The 16,587-nt window shown below is 68.0% G+C and carries 14 protein-coding genes; 2 read left to right on the forward strand and 12 right to left on the reverse strand.

Annotated features, from left to right (window positions below):
- Nucleotides 1-7: 7 nt before the first annotated feature.
- The 3 genes from obgE to rplU all read right to left on the reverse strand — a co-directional run bounded on the left by obgE (nucleotide 8) and on the right by rplU (nucleotide 2,261).
- Entirely contained in the window at nucleotides 8-1,591 is a 1,584-nt protein-coding gene (gene obgE / locus PA27867_RS09845; RefSeq protein WP_066595875.1) for a GTPase ObgE, read from the reverse strand.
- 84 nt (nucleotides 1,592-1,675) lie between these two features.
- On the reverse strand, nucleotides 1,676-1,933 hold the full coding sequence (gene rpmA / locus PA27867_RS09850) for a 50S ribosomal protein L27 (RefSeq protein ID WP_066595878.1): 258 nt from the start codon (nucleotides 1,931-1,933) through the stop codon (nucleotides 1,676-1,678).
- A gap of 19 nt (nucleotides 1,934-1,952) precedes the next feature.
- The gene (gene rplU, locus PA27867_RS09855) at nucleotides 1,953-2,261 is read right to left on the reverse strand and encodes a 50S ribosomal protein L21 (protein WP_066595881.1); all 309 of its coding nucleotides are present in this window, start codon (nucleotides 2,259-2,261) and stop codon (nucleotides 1,953-1,955) included.
- Between the two features lie 238 nt (nucleotides 2,262-2,499).
- On the opposite strand from rplU, the gene PA27867_RS09860 reads away from it, so the two are divergent.
- On the forward strand, nucleotides 2,500-2,790 hold the full coding sequence (locus PA27867_RS09860) for a DUF4031 domain-containing protein (RefSeq protein ID WP_066599584.1): 291 nt from the start codon (nucleotides 2,500-2,502) through the stop codon (nucleotides 2,788-2,790).
- A 7-nt stretch (nucleotides 2,791-2,797) separates the two neighbouring features.
- Here PA27867_RS09860 and PA27867_RS09865 read toward each other — a convergent pair whose 3' ends face one another.
- From PA27867_RS09865 to PA27867_RS09880, 4 genes are all read right to left on the reverse strand, one after another.
- Entirely contained in the window at nucleotides 2,798-4,234 is a 1,437-nt protein-coding gene (locus PA27867_RS09865) for a hypothetical protein (protein WP_066595884.1), read from the reverse strand.
- A complete protein-coding gene (locus PA27867_RS09870) occupies nucleotides 4,224-5,042 on the reverse strand; it encodes a TIGR03943 family putative permease subunit (protein ID WP_084020949.1) in 819 nt (272 codons plus the stop codon). The genes PA27867_RS09865 and PA27867_RS09870 overlap by 11 nt, the downstream gene beginning before the upstream one ends.
- Before the next feature lie 22 nt (nucleotides 5,043-5,064).
- Nucleotides 5,065-6,105, reverse strand: a complete 1,041-nt coding sequence (locus PA27867_RS09875) for a permease (protein ID WP_066595887.1) — start codon at nucleotides 6,103-6,105, stop codon at nucleotides 5,065-5,067.
- A 124-nt stretch (nucleotides 6,106-6,229) separates the two neighbouring features.
- Nucleotides 6,230-8,968 (reverse strand): Rne/Rng family ribonuclease, encoded by a 2,739-nt coding sequence (locus PA27867_RS09880; RefSeq protein ID WP_084020951.1) that lies wholly within the window; start codon nucleotides 8,966-8,968, stop codon nucleotides 6,230-6,232.
- A gap of 279 nt (nucleotides 8,969-9,247) precedes the next feature.
- On the opposite strand from PA27867_RS09880, the gene PA27867_RS09885 reads away from it, so the two are divergent.
- The gene (locus PA27867_RS09885; protein WP_208857249.1) at nucleotides 9,248-9,847 is read left to right on the forward strand and encodes a vitamin K epoxide reductase family protein; all 600 of its coding nucleotides are present in this window, start codon (nucleotides 9,248-9,250) and stop codon (nucleotides 9,845-9,847) included.
- A 100-nt stretch (nucleotides 9,848-9,947) separates the two neighbouring features.
- Here the strand turns inward: PA27867_RS09885 and ndk are convergent, their stop codons facing one another.
- The 5 genes from ndk to PA27867_RS09910 all read right to left on the reverse strand — a co-directional run bounded on the left by ndk (nucleotide 9,948) and on the right by PA27867_RS09910 (nucleotide 16,450).
- Nucleotides 9,948-10,367, reverse strand: coding sequence for a nucleoside-diphosphate kinase (ndk, locus tag PA27867_RS09890; RefSeq protein ID WP_066595890.1), 420 nt, complete (start codon nucleotides 10,365-10,367; stop codon nucleotides 9,948-9,950).
- 65 nt (nucleotides 10,368-10,432) lie between these two features.
- Nucleotides 10,433-10,780 (reverse strand): DUF4233 domain-containing protein, encoded by a 348-nt coding sequence (locus PA27867_RS09895; RefSeq protein ID WP_236900676.1) that lies wholly within the window; start codon nucleotides 10,778-10,780, stop codon nucleotides 10,433-10,435.
- Entirely contained in the window at nucleotides 10,777-12,147 is a 1,371-nt protein-coding gene (locus PA27867_RS09900; protein ID WP_066595893.1) for a bifunctional folylpolyglutamate synthase/dihydrofolate synthase, read from the reverse strand. The genes PA27867_RS09895 and PA27867_RS09900 overlap by 4 nt, the downstream gene beginning before the upstream one ends.
- Nucleotides 12,140-15,565 carry an isoleucine--tRNA ligase gene (ileS, locus tag PA27867_RS09905; protein ID WP_066595896.1) on the reverse strand — a complete coding sequence of 1,142 codons (3,426 nt, stop codon included), beginning with the start codon at nucleotides 15,563-15,565 and terminating at the stop codon, nucleotides 12,140-12,142. Before ileS ends, PA27867_RS09900 begins: the two co-directional genes overlap by 8 nt.
- 270 nt (nucleotides 15,566-15,835) lie before the next feature.
- Nucleotides 15,836-16,450 carry a TetR/AcrR family transcriptional regulator gene (locus PA27867_RS09910; protein WP_066595898.1) on the reverse strand — a complete coding sequence of 205 codons (615 nt, stop codon included), beginning with the start codon at nucleotides 16,448-16,450 and terminating at the stop codon, nucleotides 15,836-15,838.
- Nucleotides 16,451-16,587: the final 137 nt, after the last annotated feature.

The following is a 16,587-nucleotide window of genomic DNA, read 5'->3' on the forward strand; positions in this document are numbered from 1 at the left end:
CCATCGGTCACTCGGAGTCGCCCTCCCGGGTGCGGCGACGGGCAGCGTTGTTCTCGGTGACCTCGTCGGCGCCGCCGTTGTACTCTTCCTCGCCGGTCGACCACATGCCGGCCTCGCGTTCGCGGATGAGTTCGGCCCGGGCGGCGGACTTCGCGTCCATGCGCTTGAGGTATTCCTCGCGACGCTCGTTGCTGGTGCGGCGCTTGGAGTCGTCCATCCGGCTGTCGGTTCCGCGCGGGGCGGTGATCAGCTCGGCGGTGGACGTGAGAGTGGGCTCCCAGTCGAAGATCATCCCGTCCCCCGGGCCGATCACGACGGTCGAGCCGGCGACGGCACCGGCCTTGAAGAGTTCGTCTTCGGTGCCGAGCTTGGCGAGGCGGTCGGCGAGGAAGCCGACGGCTTCGTCGTTCTTGAAGTCAGTCTGCTGCACCCAGCGCTCGGGCTTGGCGCCGAGGATGCGGAAGATGTTGCCGAACGATCCGCCTTCGACGCGCACGATGAAGCCGCTGTCGTCGACGGCCTTGGGCCGGATGACGATGCGGGGCTTGAGAGCTGCGGCCTCTGCGCTGCTGAGACGGCCGGCTTCGACGGTCTCGGCCAGGGCGAAGTTGAGCTGGCGCAGGCCCTCGTGGCTGACCGTGGAGATCTCGAAGACGCGGTAGCCGCGTTCCTCGAGTTCGGCCTTGACGAAGGCGGCGAGCTCGCGGCCCTCTGGGACGTCGATCTTGTTCAGGGCGATCAGCTGCGGGCGTTCGAGCAGCGGCGTCTGGCCCTCGGGCACCGGGTACGCGGCAAGCTCGCCGAGGATGATGTCGAGGTCGCTGATCGGGTCGCGACCGGGGTCGAGCGTGGCGCAGTCGAGGACGTGCAGCAGTGCGGTGCAACGCTCCACGTGGCGCAGGAACTCGAGACCGAGGCCCTTGCCCTCGCTGGCGCCCTCGATGAGCCCGGGGACGTCGGCGACGGTGTAGCGCACCTCACCGGCATCGACGACGCCGAGGTTGGGCTGCAGGGTCGTGAAGGGGTAGTCGGCGATCTTGGGCCGCGCGGCGGAGATCGCGGCGATGAGGCTGGACTTGCCGGCCGAGGGGTAGCCGACCAGGGCCACATCCGCCACGGTCTTCAGCTCGAGGTAGACGTCACCCTCGTAGCCGTAGGTGCCGAGCAGGGCGAAGCCGGGGGCCTTGCGCTTGGTCGAGGCGAGGGCGGCGTTGCCGAGCCCGCCCTGTCCGCCGGGAGCGACGACGATGCGGTAGCCGGGCTCCGTCATGTCGGCGAGTTCGTTGCCTTCGGCGTCCTTGACCACGGTGCCCAGCGGGACCGGCAGCTCGATGATGTCGCTGCTGTAGCCGTTGCGGTGGTCGCCCATGCCGGGTCCGCCGTTGGCGGAGCTGCGGTGCGGGGAGCGGTGGAAGGACAGCAGGGTGGTGACCTGCGGGTCGGCGACGAGGACGATGTCGCCACCGTTGCCGCCGTTTCCGCCATCGGGGCCGGCGAGAGGCTTGAACTTCTCGCGTTTGACCGAGACACAACCGTTTCCTCCGTTGCCCGCTCGCAGATGCAGCGTGACTTGGTCAACGAACGTGGCCATGGGAATGCCCCTTTCAGGTGGCGATAAAAACAAACATGAGGACGAGCCGAAGCCCGCCCTCATGCTGAAAAGCTGTGTGGATGCCTAAGCGGCAGCTACCACGATGTTGACGACCTTGCGGCCACCCTTTGCACCGAACTCGACCGAGCCGGCTTCGAGGGCGAAGAGGGTGTCGTCGCCGCCACGGCCGACGTTCACGCCGGGGTGGAAGTGGGTGCCACGCTGACGGACGATGATCTCGCCCGCGCCGACAACCTGACCGCCGAAGCGCTTCACGCCGAGGCGCTGTGCGTTGGAGTCACGACCGTTGCGAGTGGAACTCGCGCCTTTTTTGTGTGCCATTTGTTCTTCTCCTCAGGCCTTAGGCGATGCCGGTGACCTGAACGCGAGTGAGCTCCTGACGGTGCCCCTGACGCTTCTTGTAACCGGTCTTGTTCTTGAACTTCTGGATGACGATCTTCGGGCCGCGGAGGTCGTTGAGGACCTCGGCGGTGACCTTGACGTTGGCCAGCGACGTCGAGTCAGAGGTGATCTTGTCGCCGTCGACGAGAAGCACGGCGGCCAGCTCGACGTTGCCGTCCTTGTCAGCCTTGATTCGGTCCATCGTTACGATGGTCCCGACCTCTACCTTCTCCTGCCGCCCACCGGCGCGCACAACTGCGTAAACCACTTTACGTACCTATCTCTGGGGAACCCCGGGGGCTCCGATTCCTATGATGGAAAGTTACCGAGTGCAAATGGACCAAGTCGGACCATCTCACGTCAGAAAACCTTGGGCGTTGCGTGGACATAGTCCACCGCACACCAACACTCGACTTTAGCGGATCGGATAGCCCCGGTCAAACCATTCGGCGGGGGTGTGTCGCGACGGGTCTGCCGGCATCCGATTCAGTCCCTACACTTTCAGGATGAGCATACTGATCGACCAGCCTGCCTGGCCGGCCCATGGAACGCTCTGGTCGCACCTGGTGAGCGATTCATCCCTCGAGGAGTTGCACGCGTTCGCGTCTGCTCAGGGCATCCCCCGCCGCGGGTTCGACCTGGACCATTACGACGTGCCCGAGGCCCGGTACGACAGCCTGGTGGCCGCTGGAGCCGTGCCCGTGGACTTTCGCGGGCTGGTCACCCGCTTGCGCGCAAGCGGCCTGCGGGTGAGCGGCCGGGAACGCCGTTCGAGGCCCGGAGGCGCCACCAGCTGACGGGGCGTCACCAGGTGGCGTCGATCCCCACGATGCTGCGACTGATGGCGCCCGTTGCCAGGTCGACGATGATCGTGGTCGCCGTGGTCGCCTGGGCCCCCACCGGGTAGTCATCGCTGACCTGGGTCTGGCTGTTGGGCACGGTCTGGATCGCCAGGTACTGGTCGTTCGGTGAGATCACGAAGCCCAGGATGGTCTCATTGGGCAGCACCGGTTCGTAGACGACCCGACTGGTGGGGGCGTCGGGGTCGCCGGTGACGAGGGTGAGGTACTGGCGCACGCGGCCGGTCGCCTGGTCGAATTCGGCGACCCGCTGCACATAGCCCTCGCCCCCGGTGAGGAAGCGCAGCTCCGCCGTGTACGGGGTGGTTCCGGCCACGTCTTGGGGCACGATGGCGGCCTCAGAGCCCGTCGAGAGGTCCAGGATGTACTGGCTGCCCTGATCGGAGACCGCGATCCTGACGCCGTCGGGAGCGAAGGCGTTGAGATTGGGGAATTGCCCGATCGGGATGGGGGCGGTGTCGGCTCGCGGGTCGACGAGCAGAAGGGTGGTGTCGAAGAGCTGTGCGACGAGCTCGGACCGGGCGGGCATGAATCCCCAGGCGATGGCCTGGATGGGCTTCTTGTCCAGGCCCGTGACGGTGTCGACGGTGCCGCGGGTGAGGTCGAGCAGGAACAGGGTGTTGTCGTAGACGGTGCCGGCGGCTCCCGGCGCGCTGCTGAACCGGAACCCGACGGTGCTGGAGGACGGTGAGGCCTGCAGGTCCTGCACGATTCCGGTGCCGGGCAGCGTGAGTTCGGCGGCTTGCCCGTCGGCGGAGACCAGGCTCAGCCGGCTGCTGAGGTCGTCGGCGAGGGTGACGACCACGAGTTCGTCCCCCACGGGCACGAAGGACTGGATGTAGGGCGCCGTGAAGGCATCGGTGCTCTCCGGCGAACCGACGGCGGTGCGCAGGATGCGATCTGGAGCCTTGGTCGACTCCCCCGGGGTCGCCGGCGCCCGGCTGAGGACGAAGAGGGGTGCCTCCCCGGTGCGGAAAGTCACGGCCAGGTCGCTGCTCCGGTCGCCGAAGGCTCCCGAGACGTCGTTGACCCGCACGGTGTATTCGGTGTCGTAGGCCAGCGGCTGGGGGAACACGACGACAACGGAATCGTTCGAGGTCTGCACGTCGACCGGGCTGGCCGGTCTGATCTGCACCTGGTCCGCGCTGACCTCGGCGAGCTGTTGGTTGGTCGAGAGGACCAGGCGTTGCCCGGCGGCCGAGACCACTGCTGTCGTGTCGACGTCGGATCCCGTGAGCCGGGGGCCGCCCAGCAGGTTCACCGCCACGAGCGCCAGGCACAGAACGATCAACCCGGTCAGGAGGATCCCGAGAGTGCGGCGGAACCGACGCGCTCCGCCCGGATCTTCGGGGCCGGCCGTGAACGGCGTCTCAGTAGACATAGGGGTCGCTCGGCTGCTCAACGGGCGTGATGTCCGTGGGTTGCAGGGCGAGCGCATCGGTCGATCGCACGCTCGGGTTGGGCCGGAACGTTCCCGTCACCTCGACCCAGTCGTCGGTGTCGTAGCTCGCCTTCCAACCCGGTTGGAAGACCGCCAGGCCGATCGGCTGGGCGTCCACGGCGCAGCAGGTGACCACGAACCGGGCCACGTAGAAGACGTTGTCGGGGTCCGCCGCATCCGGCAGCACGAAACCGGTGACCCGGGCCGTCTTGTCGGCGTACAGACCCGGGTCGCTCGATTGGGCCAGCAGCGACACCCATTCCTTCACGCTCAACCGCTCGTAGTCCCCGGTGCCCACCAGGGCGGCGGCCTGCGCCGACGAGGCTTCGCTGTCGAGGCCGCCGGAGTTGACCTCACGCTGGGTGGCGGTGGCGCTCGTGAGCGTGGCCGGAGGCAGGCCGAGCACTGCGATCGCGGCGATCGTGAGCAACAGTCCGCTGCCGGTCAGGGCGAGCGCACCTCGGCGGGCCGACAGCGGGCCGGCACCCGCGGGGGTGCGGACCACGAAGCTGGCCACCACGAACATGAGCCCGAGCGCGGCCATGACGACGGTGAACACGAAGTACCGCGGATGGATATAGAGCCCCAACTGACCGGTGACACCGAGCCAGATGGTACCGACAACCACGACGAGGCTCAGGCCGATGCCGCGCCAGCGTTCGGCCAGATAGCCGGGAACGGAGCTCAATGGGCGAGGGCTCGTGGGCGCCCCCGCGGCTGGTGGCACGCCGTCGTTGGGCCCGGGCATTCGCCTGGACGCCTTCTCTGCGTCAGGCGACATAGTTCAGCAACAATCCGGCGGCGGCGCTCATCAGGGCCACCAGGGCCGTGATCTGCACGAGGGTGCGGGTGGTGAAGGTGGTGCGCATCAGGGCGAGCATCTTGACGTCGATCATGGCTCCGAAGGTGAGGAAGGAGGCGATGCCGCCCGGCATGAAGGTGCTGCCGAACGACAGCACGAAGAAGGCGTCCACGTTGGAGCAGACCGCCACGATGAAGGCGAGCCCCATCATGGCCAGCACCGACCAGACGGGGTTGCTGCCCAGGGCCAGCAGCACCGACCGGGGCACGAAGACCTGGGTGAGCGCGGCGATCAGCGAGCCGACGAACAGGGCGGGCATGATCACGGCGGTCTCCCGGGTGAACAGGTCGACCGACTTCTCGAAGCGCCCCTGGCGGGGGCCCGCGCCGTGGCCGTGGCCGTCGTGCTCGTCGTGACCGGCATCCGGTCGGGCACACGAGGCTGCGAACGTGCGGGTGAGCAGGCTGTCAGGATCGGGGTGGCGGCTGTAGAGCCAGCCGATCACGTTGGCGATCACGAAACCCGCCACGATACGGGTGATCAGGATCCCGTCGCTGAACCCGAAGGCCTGGTGGGTGGTGATGATCGTGATCGGGTTGAGGATAGGCGCGGCGAGCAGGAACGTGATCGACTCAGGCACCGTGAAGCCCCCGACCATGAATCCGCGGGCGAGTGGCACGTTTCCGCACTCACAAACCGGGAAGAACATGCCCAGGAGCGAGATGCAGGCGCGGCGGAGCAGCGGCTGGCGCGGCAGGAACCGGGTGATGAAGCCGTGCGGCAGCCACACCTGCACGACTGTCGACAGCAGGATGCCGAGGAAGACGAACGGCGCGGATTCGATGATGACGCTCAGCGCCAGAGTGACGGTGTCCTGCGCGCGGTCCGGGAGTCCCCAGCCCTCGAAGGCCGGACTCACGGCACGGACGGTGAACGCCAGTGCGACCAGGATGACACCGACGATGAGGCCGGTGGGCACACGCGACACGGCCCCCCGATCGCTGTGCATGGGTCGAGCTTACCGTGCCGAAAACCCCGGACGGCCGAGCTCCGGAACCGTCGGCGCCGACCCCAGAGACACCGATAGCGGCGCCGCCCGCGAGGGTGGCGCCGCTAGGGCGTGTGTGCCGCTGCTACTTCTGGTCGGTCGTGGGCACCACGATGGGCTGCACCGAGGTCGTCGAGCCGCCGGCCGTCGTGACGCGCCGGCTGCGCGAGCGGCCCTGACCGGGCTGCTTGGGCTCGGGCAGTGAGTCCAGCACCGAATCGAGCAGCTGATCGGTGACCTGCTTGCTGACCGGACGACGACTGCGCGGTGACTTCTTCACCGGGATGTCGAGGATCGCTACGCCCTCGGACCCGTCAACAGCGGCGGGCTGCTGGGCCTCGACACCGGTGTGCTCCCCTGTGGCCAGGTCCTCGGCGGGTTGCCCCGTCGAGGCCTCGGTCGCTGGGGTGCGGGCGCCGGAGCGGTTGTTGTCCGTGCGGCTGCCCGAACGGCCACCCGACCGGTTCCGGGACGCGCCGCGCGAGGCAGGAGCGCCGTCAGTGGCCGGCTCGGCGGCGATGTCCACGGCTGCGGACTCCCCCGACGGTGCGTTGTCGATGCCGGGTTCGGCGACCGGCGTCGCACTGCCGGTCTGAGCTGTGCCGGTCTCAGCGCTGCCGGCCTGAGCGCTGCCGGCCTGAGCTGTGCTCGTTGCCGGGGTGCCGGCCGGCTCGGTGGCGGCGGGCTCGTTGGCGGCGGGCAGGACCGCAGCCGTCGCATCCGTCTCGTTCGGCGCGATCACGGGGATGGACCCCGTGAGCGAGCGGGAGATGGTGCGCGCGGCGATCAGCGCGAGGGCGTGCTTGGCGTCCTCGGTGATGCCGTGAGTGCCGTGGCCGGCCTTGGCGGCGTCGGTGTGGGCAGCCGGCGGGGTGTGGCCGCCGCGCTGACCGGAGTTGCCGCCGTCCTGGTGGGACGATCCGTTGCCGTTGCCGTTGCCGGTGGACTTGCTGCGCGGGCGTCGCTCCTGGGCCGGCTGCGCGGTCTGGCGGTGTTTGACGACGGGGTCGTGGTGGATGACGATTCCGCGGCCGGCGCAGGTCTCGCAGTTCTCGCTGAACGACTCCAGCAGGCCGAGGCCGAGCTTCTTACGGGTCATCTGCACGAGACCGAGCGAGGTGACCTCGGCCACCTGGTGCTTGGTGCGGTCCCGGCTCAGGCATTCGACCAGGCGGCGGAGCACCAGGTCACGGTTGGACTCGAGCACCATGTCGATGAAGTCGACGACGATGATGCCGCCGATGTCCCGCAGGCGCAGCTGGCGGACGATCTCGTCCGCGGCTTCGAGGTTGTTCTTGGTGACGGTCTCTTCGAGGTTGCCGCCTGAGCCGACGAACTTGCCGGTGTTGACGTCGACCACGGTCATGGCCTCGGTGCGGTCGATCACGAGCGAACCGCCGGAGGGCAGCCAGACCTTGCGGTCCAGCGCCTTCTCGATCTGCTCGGAGATGCGGTATTCGTCGAACGCGTCGCGCTCGCCCTCGTAGCGCTGCACGCGCTCGACGAGGTCGGGGGCTACCTGGCGCAGGTAGGACTCGATGACTTCCTGCGCGTCGTCGCCTGAGATGACCATCTTGTGGAAATCCTCGTTGAAGACGTCGCGAACGATCTTGATGAGCAGGTCGGGTTCGCTGTGCAGCAGGGCCGGACCCGACACAGTGTCGACCTGCTTGGCGATGGACGCCCACTGGGCGGTCAGCCGGTTCACGTCGAGGGTGAGCTGCTCGTCGGTCGCGCCCTCGGCCGCGGTGCGCACGATGACGCCCACGTTGTCGGGCAGGACCTCTTTAAGGATCTTCTTGAGCCGGGCACGTTCGGTGTCGGGCAGCTTGCGGCTGATGCCGTTCATCGAGCCGTTGGGCACGTAGACGAGGTAGCGGCCGGGCAGGGAGACCTGGCTGGTCAGCCGGGCACCCTTGTGTCCGACGGGGTCCTTGGTGACCTGCACGAGGACCTTGTCGCCGGGCTTGAGGGCAAGTTCGATGCGGCGGGTCTGGGTGCCACCGGGCGAGTTCACCGCGGCGGCGTCCCAGTCGACCTCACCGGAGTACAGCACGGCGTTGCGTCCGCGGCCGATATCGACGAATGCGGCTTCCATGCTGGGCAGCACGTTCTGCACCCGGCCGAGGTAGACGTTGCCGATGAGCGACGCATCCTGGTTCTTGGCCACGTAGTGCTCGACCAGCACGCCGTCTTCGAGCACGCCGATCTGGATCTTGTTGTGCTTGGCACGCACGACCATGGCACGGTCGACGGACTCGCGGCGGGCGAGGAACTCGGCCTCGGTGATGACCGGGCGTCGACGTCCGGCGTCGCGGCCGTCACGGCGGCGCTGCTTCTTCGCCTCGAGGCGGGTGGAGCCCTTGATGCGCTGCGGCTCGGTGATGAGTTCGGGTTCGCGCGGGGTGCGCACCCGCACAACGGTGTTGGCCGGGTCGTCGCTGCGACCCTCCTCGCCGGTGCGTCGGCGGGCACGACGGCGCACCGTTGAGCTCTCGTCGGCGTCGTCATCCTCGTCGTCGAGCTGGCGACCGCCGGACCGGACCGGGGCGGGCAGGATCGCCGGCGCCTGGAAGATCAGCGATGTCGTGGGACGGCGAACCACCTCGACGGTTTCGTCGAACGGGGTGGGCAGGGCGGGGAAAGCGACCGGCTGGTCCACGGGCTCGTCGACCGTGACGGGCGTTGCAACGGGCTCCGGCAGGCTCGGAGCCTGCGGGGGAACCTGCTCGACCGGAGTCTGCTGAGCCGGTGCCGCCTTCCTGGTGGTTTTGCGAGTGCCGAATAGGCCCTTGCGCTTCTTGTTTTCGTTGTCTTCCACCATCACTGGTGCGCTCCTTGACCGGTGTGGGCGACCGCGCCACCCATCCGGTTACTCTCTCGTGCGACGTTCCCGCTTACGCGACAACCCCGCGAATCCTATTGCGTTGACGCAACCGGCCCGTGGCTCTGGTTGCTAATACCTTTGGTCTACGACCAATGAATCTGGGCGAGTGTCGCCCATTAAGCCTTTTGGCATCGGTTTGAGCGCGGCTCAAACGACTGTTTCGATTATCGCACGCATTCCCAGAGACTCGCGCGCGACACATGACATAATCCGAATGTGCACCTGACCTCGTCGAAAAAGCCTCCCGTCGGCCTCGCCGTCTTCCTCATCGTGGCGGGGGCGATCGGTTTCGCCGCGGCCTTTGCGCTCACGCTGGACAAGTTCACGATGCTCGAGGATCCGACGGCCCAACTGTCGTGCAACTTCAGTGTTCTGGTGGGCTGCAGCACCAACCTCGGCTCCTGGCAGGGCGCTCTCTTCGGGTTCCCGAACCCGCTGATCGGGGTGGCGGCGTGGAGCGTCGTGATCACGATCGGAGCCGCCATCCTGTCCGGTGCCCGGTTCGCGCGGTGGTTCTGGCTGGGCCTGAACGTCGGCGTGACCGGCGCGCTGGCCTTTGTGATCTGGCTGATGGGCCAGAGCTTCTTCGTGCTCGATGTGCTGTGCCCATGGTGCATGGTCACCTGGGTGGTGACGATCCCGGTGTTCCTGGCCGTGACCCTGTACAACCTCAAGACCGGCATCATCCCCGGTTCGGCACGGGTGCGCCGCCTCGCGGCGGTCGCCTACTCCTGGATCTTCGTGATCACGATCGCCTGCTACCTGGTCGCCGCGACGGTCGCCCAGCTGCAGATGGACTTCCTGCACCGTCTCTAAACGCTCGCGGACCGAGAAAAGCCCCGAAAACATGACGTTTTCGGGGCTTTTCGCCAGCTCGCGCCGCTCGCGGGAGGGACGGCGCGGGTAGTCGGGTCGTTTAGGCGAACCAGAGCGCCAGTTCGCGGGCGGCCGACTCGGGCGAGTCGGAGCCGTGAACCAGGTTCTGCTGAACCTTCAGGCCCCAGTCGCGGCCGAGGTCACCGCGGATGGTTCCGGGAGCGGCCGTGGTGGGGTCGGTGGTGCCGGCCAGGGCACGGAAGCCCTCGATCACACGGTCACCGGCAATACGCAGGGCGAGGATCGACCCGCTCTCCATGAATTCGACGAGCGGCTCGAAGAACGGCTTGCCGGCGTGCTCGGCGTAGTGCTCGGCCAGGAGCGTGCGCTCGGCCTGGACGAGCTTGATGTCGACGAGGGAGTACCCCTTTGCCTCGATGCGGCGGAGGATCTCGCCGGAGAGGTTGCGGGCCACGCCGTCGGGCTTGACCAATACGAGTGTTTCCTGGACCTGGGTCATGTGTTCTCCTTGTGCTGTCGGTCTGTGCTGGTCGAGTTGGCTGTGATGTGGATGGGTGCGCCTGGTCAGGCGGCGTTGTTCTGTCTGTCGATCCGCGAACCGCTGATCATGCAGTAGGTCCACATGCCGGCGAACAACGCCCCCACCACGAACATGGCGGGGTTGAGGAATCCGGTGGCGACGATGACGACCTGGATGGCCCATCCGACCGCATAGGCCCAGGTGAACCGTAGCAAGCCGAGCGTGGCCACCATGATCAGGCAGAGCAGCGCTCCCCCGCCCAGGGTGACCCAGGGCGGCAGGTCGCTGAGGCCGAAGATCACCAGGGTGGCCAGGAACACGACGATGAGCTCGAAGCCGAGCACGATCGAGGCGAGCGACCGGCGCACCGAGGAGGCGCGGGCGGCGCTCACGGTGTCATCCAGTCCCCGGAGTCGGCCAGAGCCACGGCGTCGCCGACCAGGGTGATCGATCCGGCCACGAGCACCGCGCGCTTGGGTTCGTCCTGGGCCCAGCCGCGCGCCGCGTCGAGCGCCTGAGCGAGATCGCCGTAGCGGAAGGTGGCGGAGGATCCGGCGATCTCGTCGACGAGGTCGGCCAGGTCGTCGACCGGGATGGCCCGTTCGGAGTGGGACTGGGTGACGTGGAACCGGGTCGCGACGGGGCGCAGGGCCTCGATGATGCCGGCGGCGTCCTTGTCCTCGAGGATGCCCACCACAACGGTGATCTCGTCGAAGTCGAAGTAGCTCTGCAACGCTGCGGTAAGCGCCAGTGCCCCGTGCGGGTTGTGCGCGGCGTCCACGAGCACGGTCGGCTCGATGCCGACCAGCTGCAGGCGGCCGGGCGAGGTCGCTGTGGCGAGGCCTTCCACGAGGATGTCCTCGACGAGGGCCTGGCTGCCCGCACCCAGGAATGACTCGACAGCGGCGATGGCCACGGCGGCATTCTGCGCCTGGTGGGTGCCGTAGAGCGGCAGGAACAGCTCCGAGTAGGTGCCGGCGATGCCGCGCACCGAGATGAGCTGCCCGCCGACGGCGACATGGCTGGCGAGGAGGGCGAAGTCGGCGCCCTCGCCCACCAAAGTGGACTCGGTCAGCTCGGCGGCCCGGGACAGTTCGGCGAGTACCTCCGGTGTCTGGGCGGCGGTGACCACGGCCGCGGCGGGCTTGATGATGCCCGACTTCGTGCGCGCGATCTCGGTGACGGTGCTGCCCAGCCGCTTGGTGTGGTCGAGGGCGATCGGGGTGAAGACCGCGACCTGGCCGTCGGCCACGTTCGTGGAGTCCCATTCGCCGCCCATGCCCACCTCGAGCACGACGACGTCCACGGGGGCGTCGGCGAAGCAGGCGAACGCCAGGACGGTGAGGGCCTCGAAGAAGGTCAGCGGCACCTCTCCGGCGGTCTCGAGCTCGGCATCGACCATCGTGAGATAGGGCTGGATGTCGGCCCAGTTCGCGGCGAGGGCCTCGTCGCTGATGGGGGCACCGTCGATCACGATGCGCTCGTTGAGCCGCACGAGGTGCGGGCTCACCAGCAGCCCGGTGCGCAGACCGTAGGCGCGCAGGATGCTCTCGATGATGCGGCTCGTGCTCGTCTTCCCGTTGGTGCCGGTGACGTGGATGATCGGGTAGGAGCTCTGCGGGTCGCCGAGCAGCTCGACCGCGCGCCGGGTGGCCTGCAGGCGCGGCTGCGGGGCGCTCTCGCCCACCCGGTCGAGGAGGGCGGCGAAGACGGCGTCGCCGGCGTCACGGAATTCGTCGGGGAAGTAATCGTCAGACATTGATGGTTCCTTTATCGCGGGCGACGGCCACGATGACCGGTCCTCGGTTCGCGTAGTGGTCGGCCTCGAAGCGCACGTAGTGCTCCACGGCGGAGCCGGTGAGGCCCGGCAGCCATTCGGACGGGGTTCCGCTGCTCAGCACGTCGGCGGCGACGCTGGTTGTCGAGTGGGTACCGAAACGGATGGCCAGGGTCTCGCCGGCCACGTCGACGCCAGAGGCCAGGCCGAAGGTGGCCGCATCCGCGTCGTCGAAGAAGACCAGGTCGAGGCGGATCCGGTCGCTGACCTCGAAGCCGGCGGACTTGCGGGTGTCCTGCACGGCCCGGATGAGGTCGCGGGCCAGGCCCTCGGCCTCCAGCTCAGGTGTGGTGGTGGTCTCCAGCAGCACGAAGCCACCGCCGGTGAGCAGGGCGAGGGCGGCGTTGTGCAGCACCGACTCGGCGTCGGCCGAGGTGGAGGCCGCCTGCAACTCCAGGTCGTACTCCCCCGCCTCCAGGGCGATACCGCCGGCCGTGACCACACCGTCAGTCTCGGACCAGTCTCCGCTGCGGGCGGCCTTGATGACCTGCTGCACCTGCTTGCCGAGCCGCGGGCCGGCGGCCCGGGCGTTGACGGTGAGCTTGGAGGTGATGCCGTAGCTTTCGGCGCTGTCGGCCTCCTGCTCGACGAGGGTGACCGCCTTGACGTTCAACTCGTCGCGCAGGATGCCCTCGAACCCGGCCAGGGCGCTCGTGTCGGTGGTGACCACGGTGAGGTTGGCCAGCGGAAGGCGGACCCTCAGGCCGGCCTTCTTGCGCAGCGACAGCACGGTGGAGCTGATCAGGCGAACCTGGTCCATGGCCGTGACCAGTCCGGGGTCGGCGGGGAAGACCGTGGCGTCGGGCCAGTCGGTGAGGTGCACACTGCGGCCGCCGGTCAGGCCCTGCCAGATGCGCTCGGTGACCAGCGGGAGCAGCGGCGCCACCACCCGGGTGACGGTCTCGAGCACGGTGTACAGGGTGTCGAAGGCTTCCGACCCGGAGCCGTCGGCGGCGACGCCGCCCCAGAACCTGTCGCGGGAGCGCCGCACGTACCAGTTGGTGAGAACGTCGGCGAAGTCGCGCAGGCGCGAGGCGGCCAGTGTGCTGTCGAGCCGTTCGAGGTCGCCGGTGACGTCCTCGATGAGGTCGCGGGTTTTGGCGAGCAGGTAGCGGTCGAGTACATCGGTGGAGTCGGTGCGCCAGGTGGCGGTGTAGCCGGAGGCGTTGGCGTAGAGCGAGAAGAAGTACCAGGTGCTCCAGAGCGGCAGCAGCATCTGGCGGGTGCCTTCGCGGATGCCCTCCTCGGTGACGATGAGGTTGCCGCCACGGAGCACGGGCGAGCTCATCAGGAACCAGCGCATGGCGTCGGAGCCGTCGCGGTCGAAGACCTCGTTGACGTTGGGGTAGTTGCGCAGCGACTTGCTCATCTTCTGGCCGTCGTTGCCGAGCACGATGCCGTGGCTGACGACGTTCTTGAAGGCGGGCCGGTCGAACAGCGCGGTGGAGAGCACGTGCAGGAGGTAGAACCAGCCGCGGGTCTGCCCGATGTACTCGACGATGAAGTCGGCCGGGTTGTGCGACTCGAACCATTCGCGGTTCTCGAACGGGTAGTGCACCTGGGCGAACGGCATCGATCCGGAGTCGAACCAGACGTCGAGGACATCCTCGATGCGCCGCATGGTGGACTGCCCGGTGGGGTCGTCGGGGTTGGGCCGGGTGAGTTCGTCGATGTAGGGGCGGTGCAGGTCGGTGGGGCGCACGCCGAAGTCGGCCTCGAGTTCGTCGAGCGAACCGTAGACGTCGATGCGCGGGTAGGCCGGGTTGTCGCTCTTCCAGACCGGGATGGGCGAGCCCCAGTAACGGTTGCGGCTGATCGACCAGTCGCGGGCGTTGCCGATCCACTTGCCGAACTGGCCGTCCTTGACGTTCTCCGGAACCCAGTTCACCTCCTGGTTGAGGTCGACCATACGGTCGCGGAAGTCGGTGACGCGCACGAACCAGCTCGATACGGCCTTGTAGATCAGCGGGTTGCGGCAGCGCCAGCAGTGCGGGTAGGAGTGCTCGTAGCTGGCCTGGCGGAGCAGCCGGCCCTGCGACTTGATCAGCTGGGTGAGCGGCTTGTTGGCGTCGCTCCAGAGCTGCCCGGCGACCTCGGTCACCTCGGGCAGGAACTTGCCGCCGTCGTCGAGGGACAGGATCACCGGGATGCCGTAGGCCTGGCAGACCGTCTGGTCTTCCTCGCCGTAGGCGGGCGCCTGGTGCACGATGCCGGTGCCGTCGCTGGTGGTGACGTAGTCCGCGACGACGAAACGCCAAGCGTTCTGGGTGCCCCACTCGCTCTCGTCGGCGTAGTAGTCGAAGAGGCGGTCGTAGGAGACGCCTTCGAGCTCGCGTCCGGTGATGGTGCGGCTAATGGAGGCCGTCGCGTCGGCGGCGCTCTCGTAGCCGAGGTCCTTGGCGTAGCTGCCGACGAGGTCGATGGCCAGCAGGTACTCGCCGCCAAGAACCTCGGTGCCGGACACGGCGCCGGCCTGTTCACGCAACACCTCGGCATCCGGGGTGCCGTTGGGGCCGGCGGGGACGACGGCGTAGACGATGTCCGGCCCAACGGCCAGCGCGAGGTTTGTCGGCAGGGTCCACGGGGTCGTGGTCCAGGCCAGGGCGCGCACGGCGGTGAGGCCGAGGGTCTCGGCCTTGGCGCCCACGAGCGGGAAGGTGACCGTGACGGTCTGGTCCTGGCGCATCTTGTAGACGTCGTCGTCCATGCGCAGCTCGTGGTTGGACAGCGGGGTCTGGTCGCGCCAGCAGTACGGCAGCACCCGGTAGCCCTCGTAGGCCAGTCCCTTGGTGTGCAGTTCCTTGAACGCCCAGATCACCGATTCCATGAACGTGATGTCGAGGGTCTTGTAGTCGTTCTCGAAGTCGACCCAACGGGCCTGGCGGGTGACGTAGGTCTCCCAGTCCTTGGTGTACTCGAGCACCGATTCGCGGGCGACGGCGTTGAACGCGGCGAGGCCCATCTGTTCGATCTGGCTCTTGTCGGTGATGCCGAGCTTCCGCTCCGCCTCCAGTTCGGCCGGCAGGCCGTGGGTGTCCCAGCCGAACCGGCGGTGCACCTGCTTGCCGCGCATGGTCTGGAATCGCGGGAACAGGTCCTTGGCGTAGCCGGTGAGCAAGTGGCCGTAGTGCGGCAGGCCGTTGGCGAAGGGCGGGCCGTCGTAGAAGACCCACTCCGGGGCACCCTCGCGGTTGTCGATGGAGGCCTGGAAGGTGCCGTCCTTCGCCCAGAAGTCGAGGACTTCGCCCTCGATCTGCGGGAAGTTCGGTGAGGGAACGACGGCAGCGTCGGGGCTGGCCGAATCGGACTGGTTGTCTTCGGGGGACTTCGGGTACGTCATGCTTCTCCTGGACGAGGCGGTGTTGAGTCGCCGGCCTATTCCACGAGGACGCCCGCCCCGACAGGACGATGCGCGGTACCACCTCGCTTGCCGTTCCCGTGCAGGCGAACGACCGCTCATACAAAGGCTGTGACGGGCCCGACCCGTTCGGCTCTACTGGCTGGTCTCGCACCGGGGCACGATTCCACTGTTCTTCCGAAGACTCCCCGGTGATGGCCGGATCAACGTCGGTTAATACTACCGCTCCCGTCAACTCCGGCGCCGGGCGGTTCAGCCGTGATCGAGACCCGGTGCGAACCCGGCGCAGACCGGAGTGATCGCCGCATCCACATAGGCGGTCAGGTCGCCGCGCGCCACACCGGCGCCGGCCCACTCCGTGGCGGCAGCGGCCGCGGCCGCCACCACGGCGCTGGAGAAGGCTCGCCCCACCGGGTCCGTGTCGGCCGAGTGTCCGGGCCGCGCGCCCACGTATTCCCCCACCAGGCCCACCTGCACCAGGAACCGGGCGAGGGCGGATGCCTCCAGCTCGCTTGCCGTGTTCATCAGCTCGTACTGGGTGACGGACCAGGGCACCCGGCCGGGCCCGAACCCCGCGGCCACCCGCAGCAGCGCCTGGCGGACCGCCCCGGTCACGCCGGCGCTGCGGTCGCAGTCGGCCAACGCGCCGGGCAGGGCGGCCAGTCCCGCGTCGACATCCACCCAGAGCAGGTCGCTCTTGGCGGAGAAGTAGTTGAAGAACGTGTTGCGGCTCACACCGGCTCTCCGGGCGATGTCACCGATGGTGGTCTTGGCGTAGGTCTGTTCGAGGAACAGCTCGGCGGCGGCCTCTTCGAGCATTGCCCGGGAGGACCCGCGGGGGCGGCCGACGGTGCGGGAATCGTTCATGGTTCTTTCGTGTTCTACGATGGGACTCGACGTCTTCGGTTTTTGGACCGAGTCCAATAATGGCACAGCAGCCGTCGAAGCAGACATCGTGGCCGGTCCCCCGGCCGCCCGACCGTCGACGCCCGTCTCCCCCAGCA

The sequence above is a fragment of the Cryobacterium arcticum genome (genome assembly GCF_001679725.1).
Classification (GTDB): Bacteria; Actinomycetota; Actinomycetes; order Actinomycetales; family Microbacteriaceae; genus Cryobacterium; species Cryobacterium arcticum_A.

Excerpts from the sequence above, each read along its gene's own strand:
- obgE (WP_066595875.1), bottom strand. The coding sequence starts at position 1,591 with ATGGCCACGTTCGTTGACCAAGTCACGCTGCATCTGCGAGCGGGCAAC.
- rpmA (WP_066595878.1), bottom strand. The coding sequence starts at position 1,933 with ATGGCACACAAAAAAGGCGCGAGTTCCACTCGCAACGGTCGTGACTCC.
- PA27867_RS09860 (WP_066599584.1), top strand. The coding sequence starts at position 2,500 with ATGAGCATACTGATCGACCAGCCTGCCTGGCCGGCCCATGGAACGCTC.
- PA27867_RS09865 (WP_066595884.1), bottom strand. The coding sequence starts at position 4,234 with ATGTCTACTGAGACGCCGTTCACGGCCGGCCCCGAAGATCCGGGCGGA.
- PA27867_RS09870 (WP_084020949.1), bottom strand. The coding sequence starts at position 5,042 with ATGCCCGGGCCCAACGACGGCGTGCCACCAGCCGCGGGGGCGCCCACG.
- PA27867_RS09875 (WP_066595887.1), bottom strand. The coding sequence starts at position 6,105 with ATGCACAGCGATCGGGGGGCCGTGTCGCGTGTGCCCACCGGCCTCATC.
- PA27867_RS09880 (WP_084020951.1), bottom strand. The coding sequence starts at position 8,968 with ATGGTGGAAGACAACGAAAACAAGAAGCGCAAGGGCCTATTCGGCACT.
- ndk (WP_066595890.1), bottom strand. The coding sequence starts at position 10,367 with ATGACCCAGGTCCAGGAAACACTCGTATTGGTCAAGCCCGACGGCGTG.
- PA27867_RS09900 (WP_066595893.1), bottom strand. The coding sequence starts at position 12,147 with ATGTCTGACGATTACTTCCCCGACGAATTCCGTGACGCCGGCGACGCC.
- ileS (WP_066595896.1), bottom strand. The coding sequence starts at position 15,565 with ATGACGTACCCGAAGTCCCCCGAAGACAACCAGTCCGATTCGGCCAGC.
- PA27867_RS09910 (WP_066595898.1), bottom strand. The coding sequence starts at position 16,450 with ATGAACGATTCCCGCACCGTCGGCCGCCCCCGCGGGTCCTCCCGGGCA.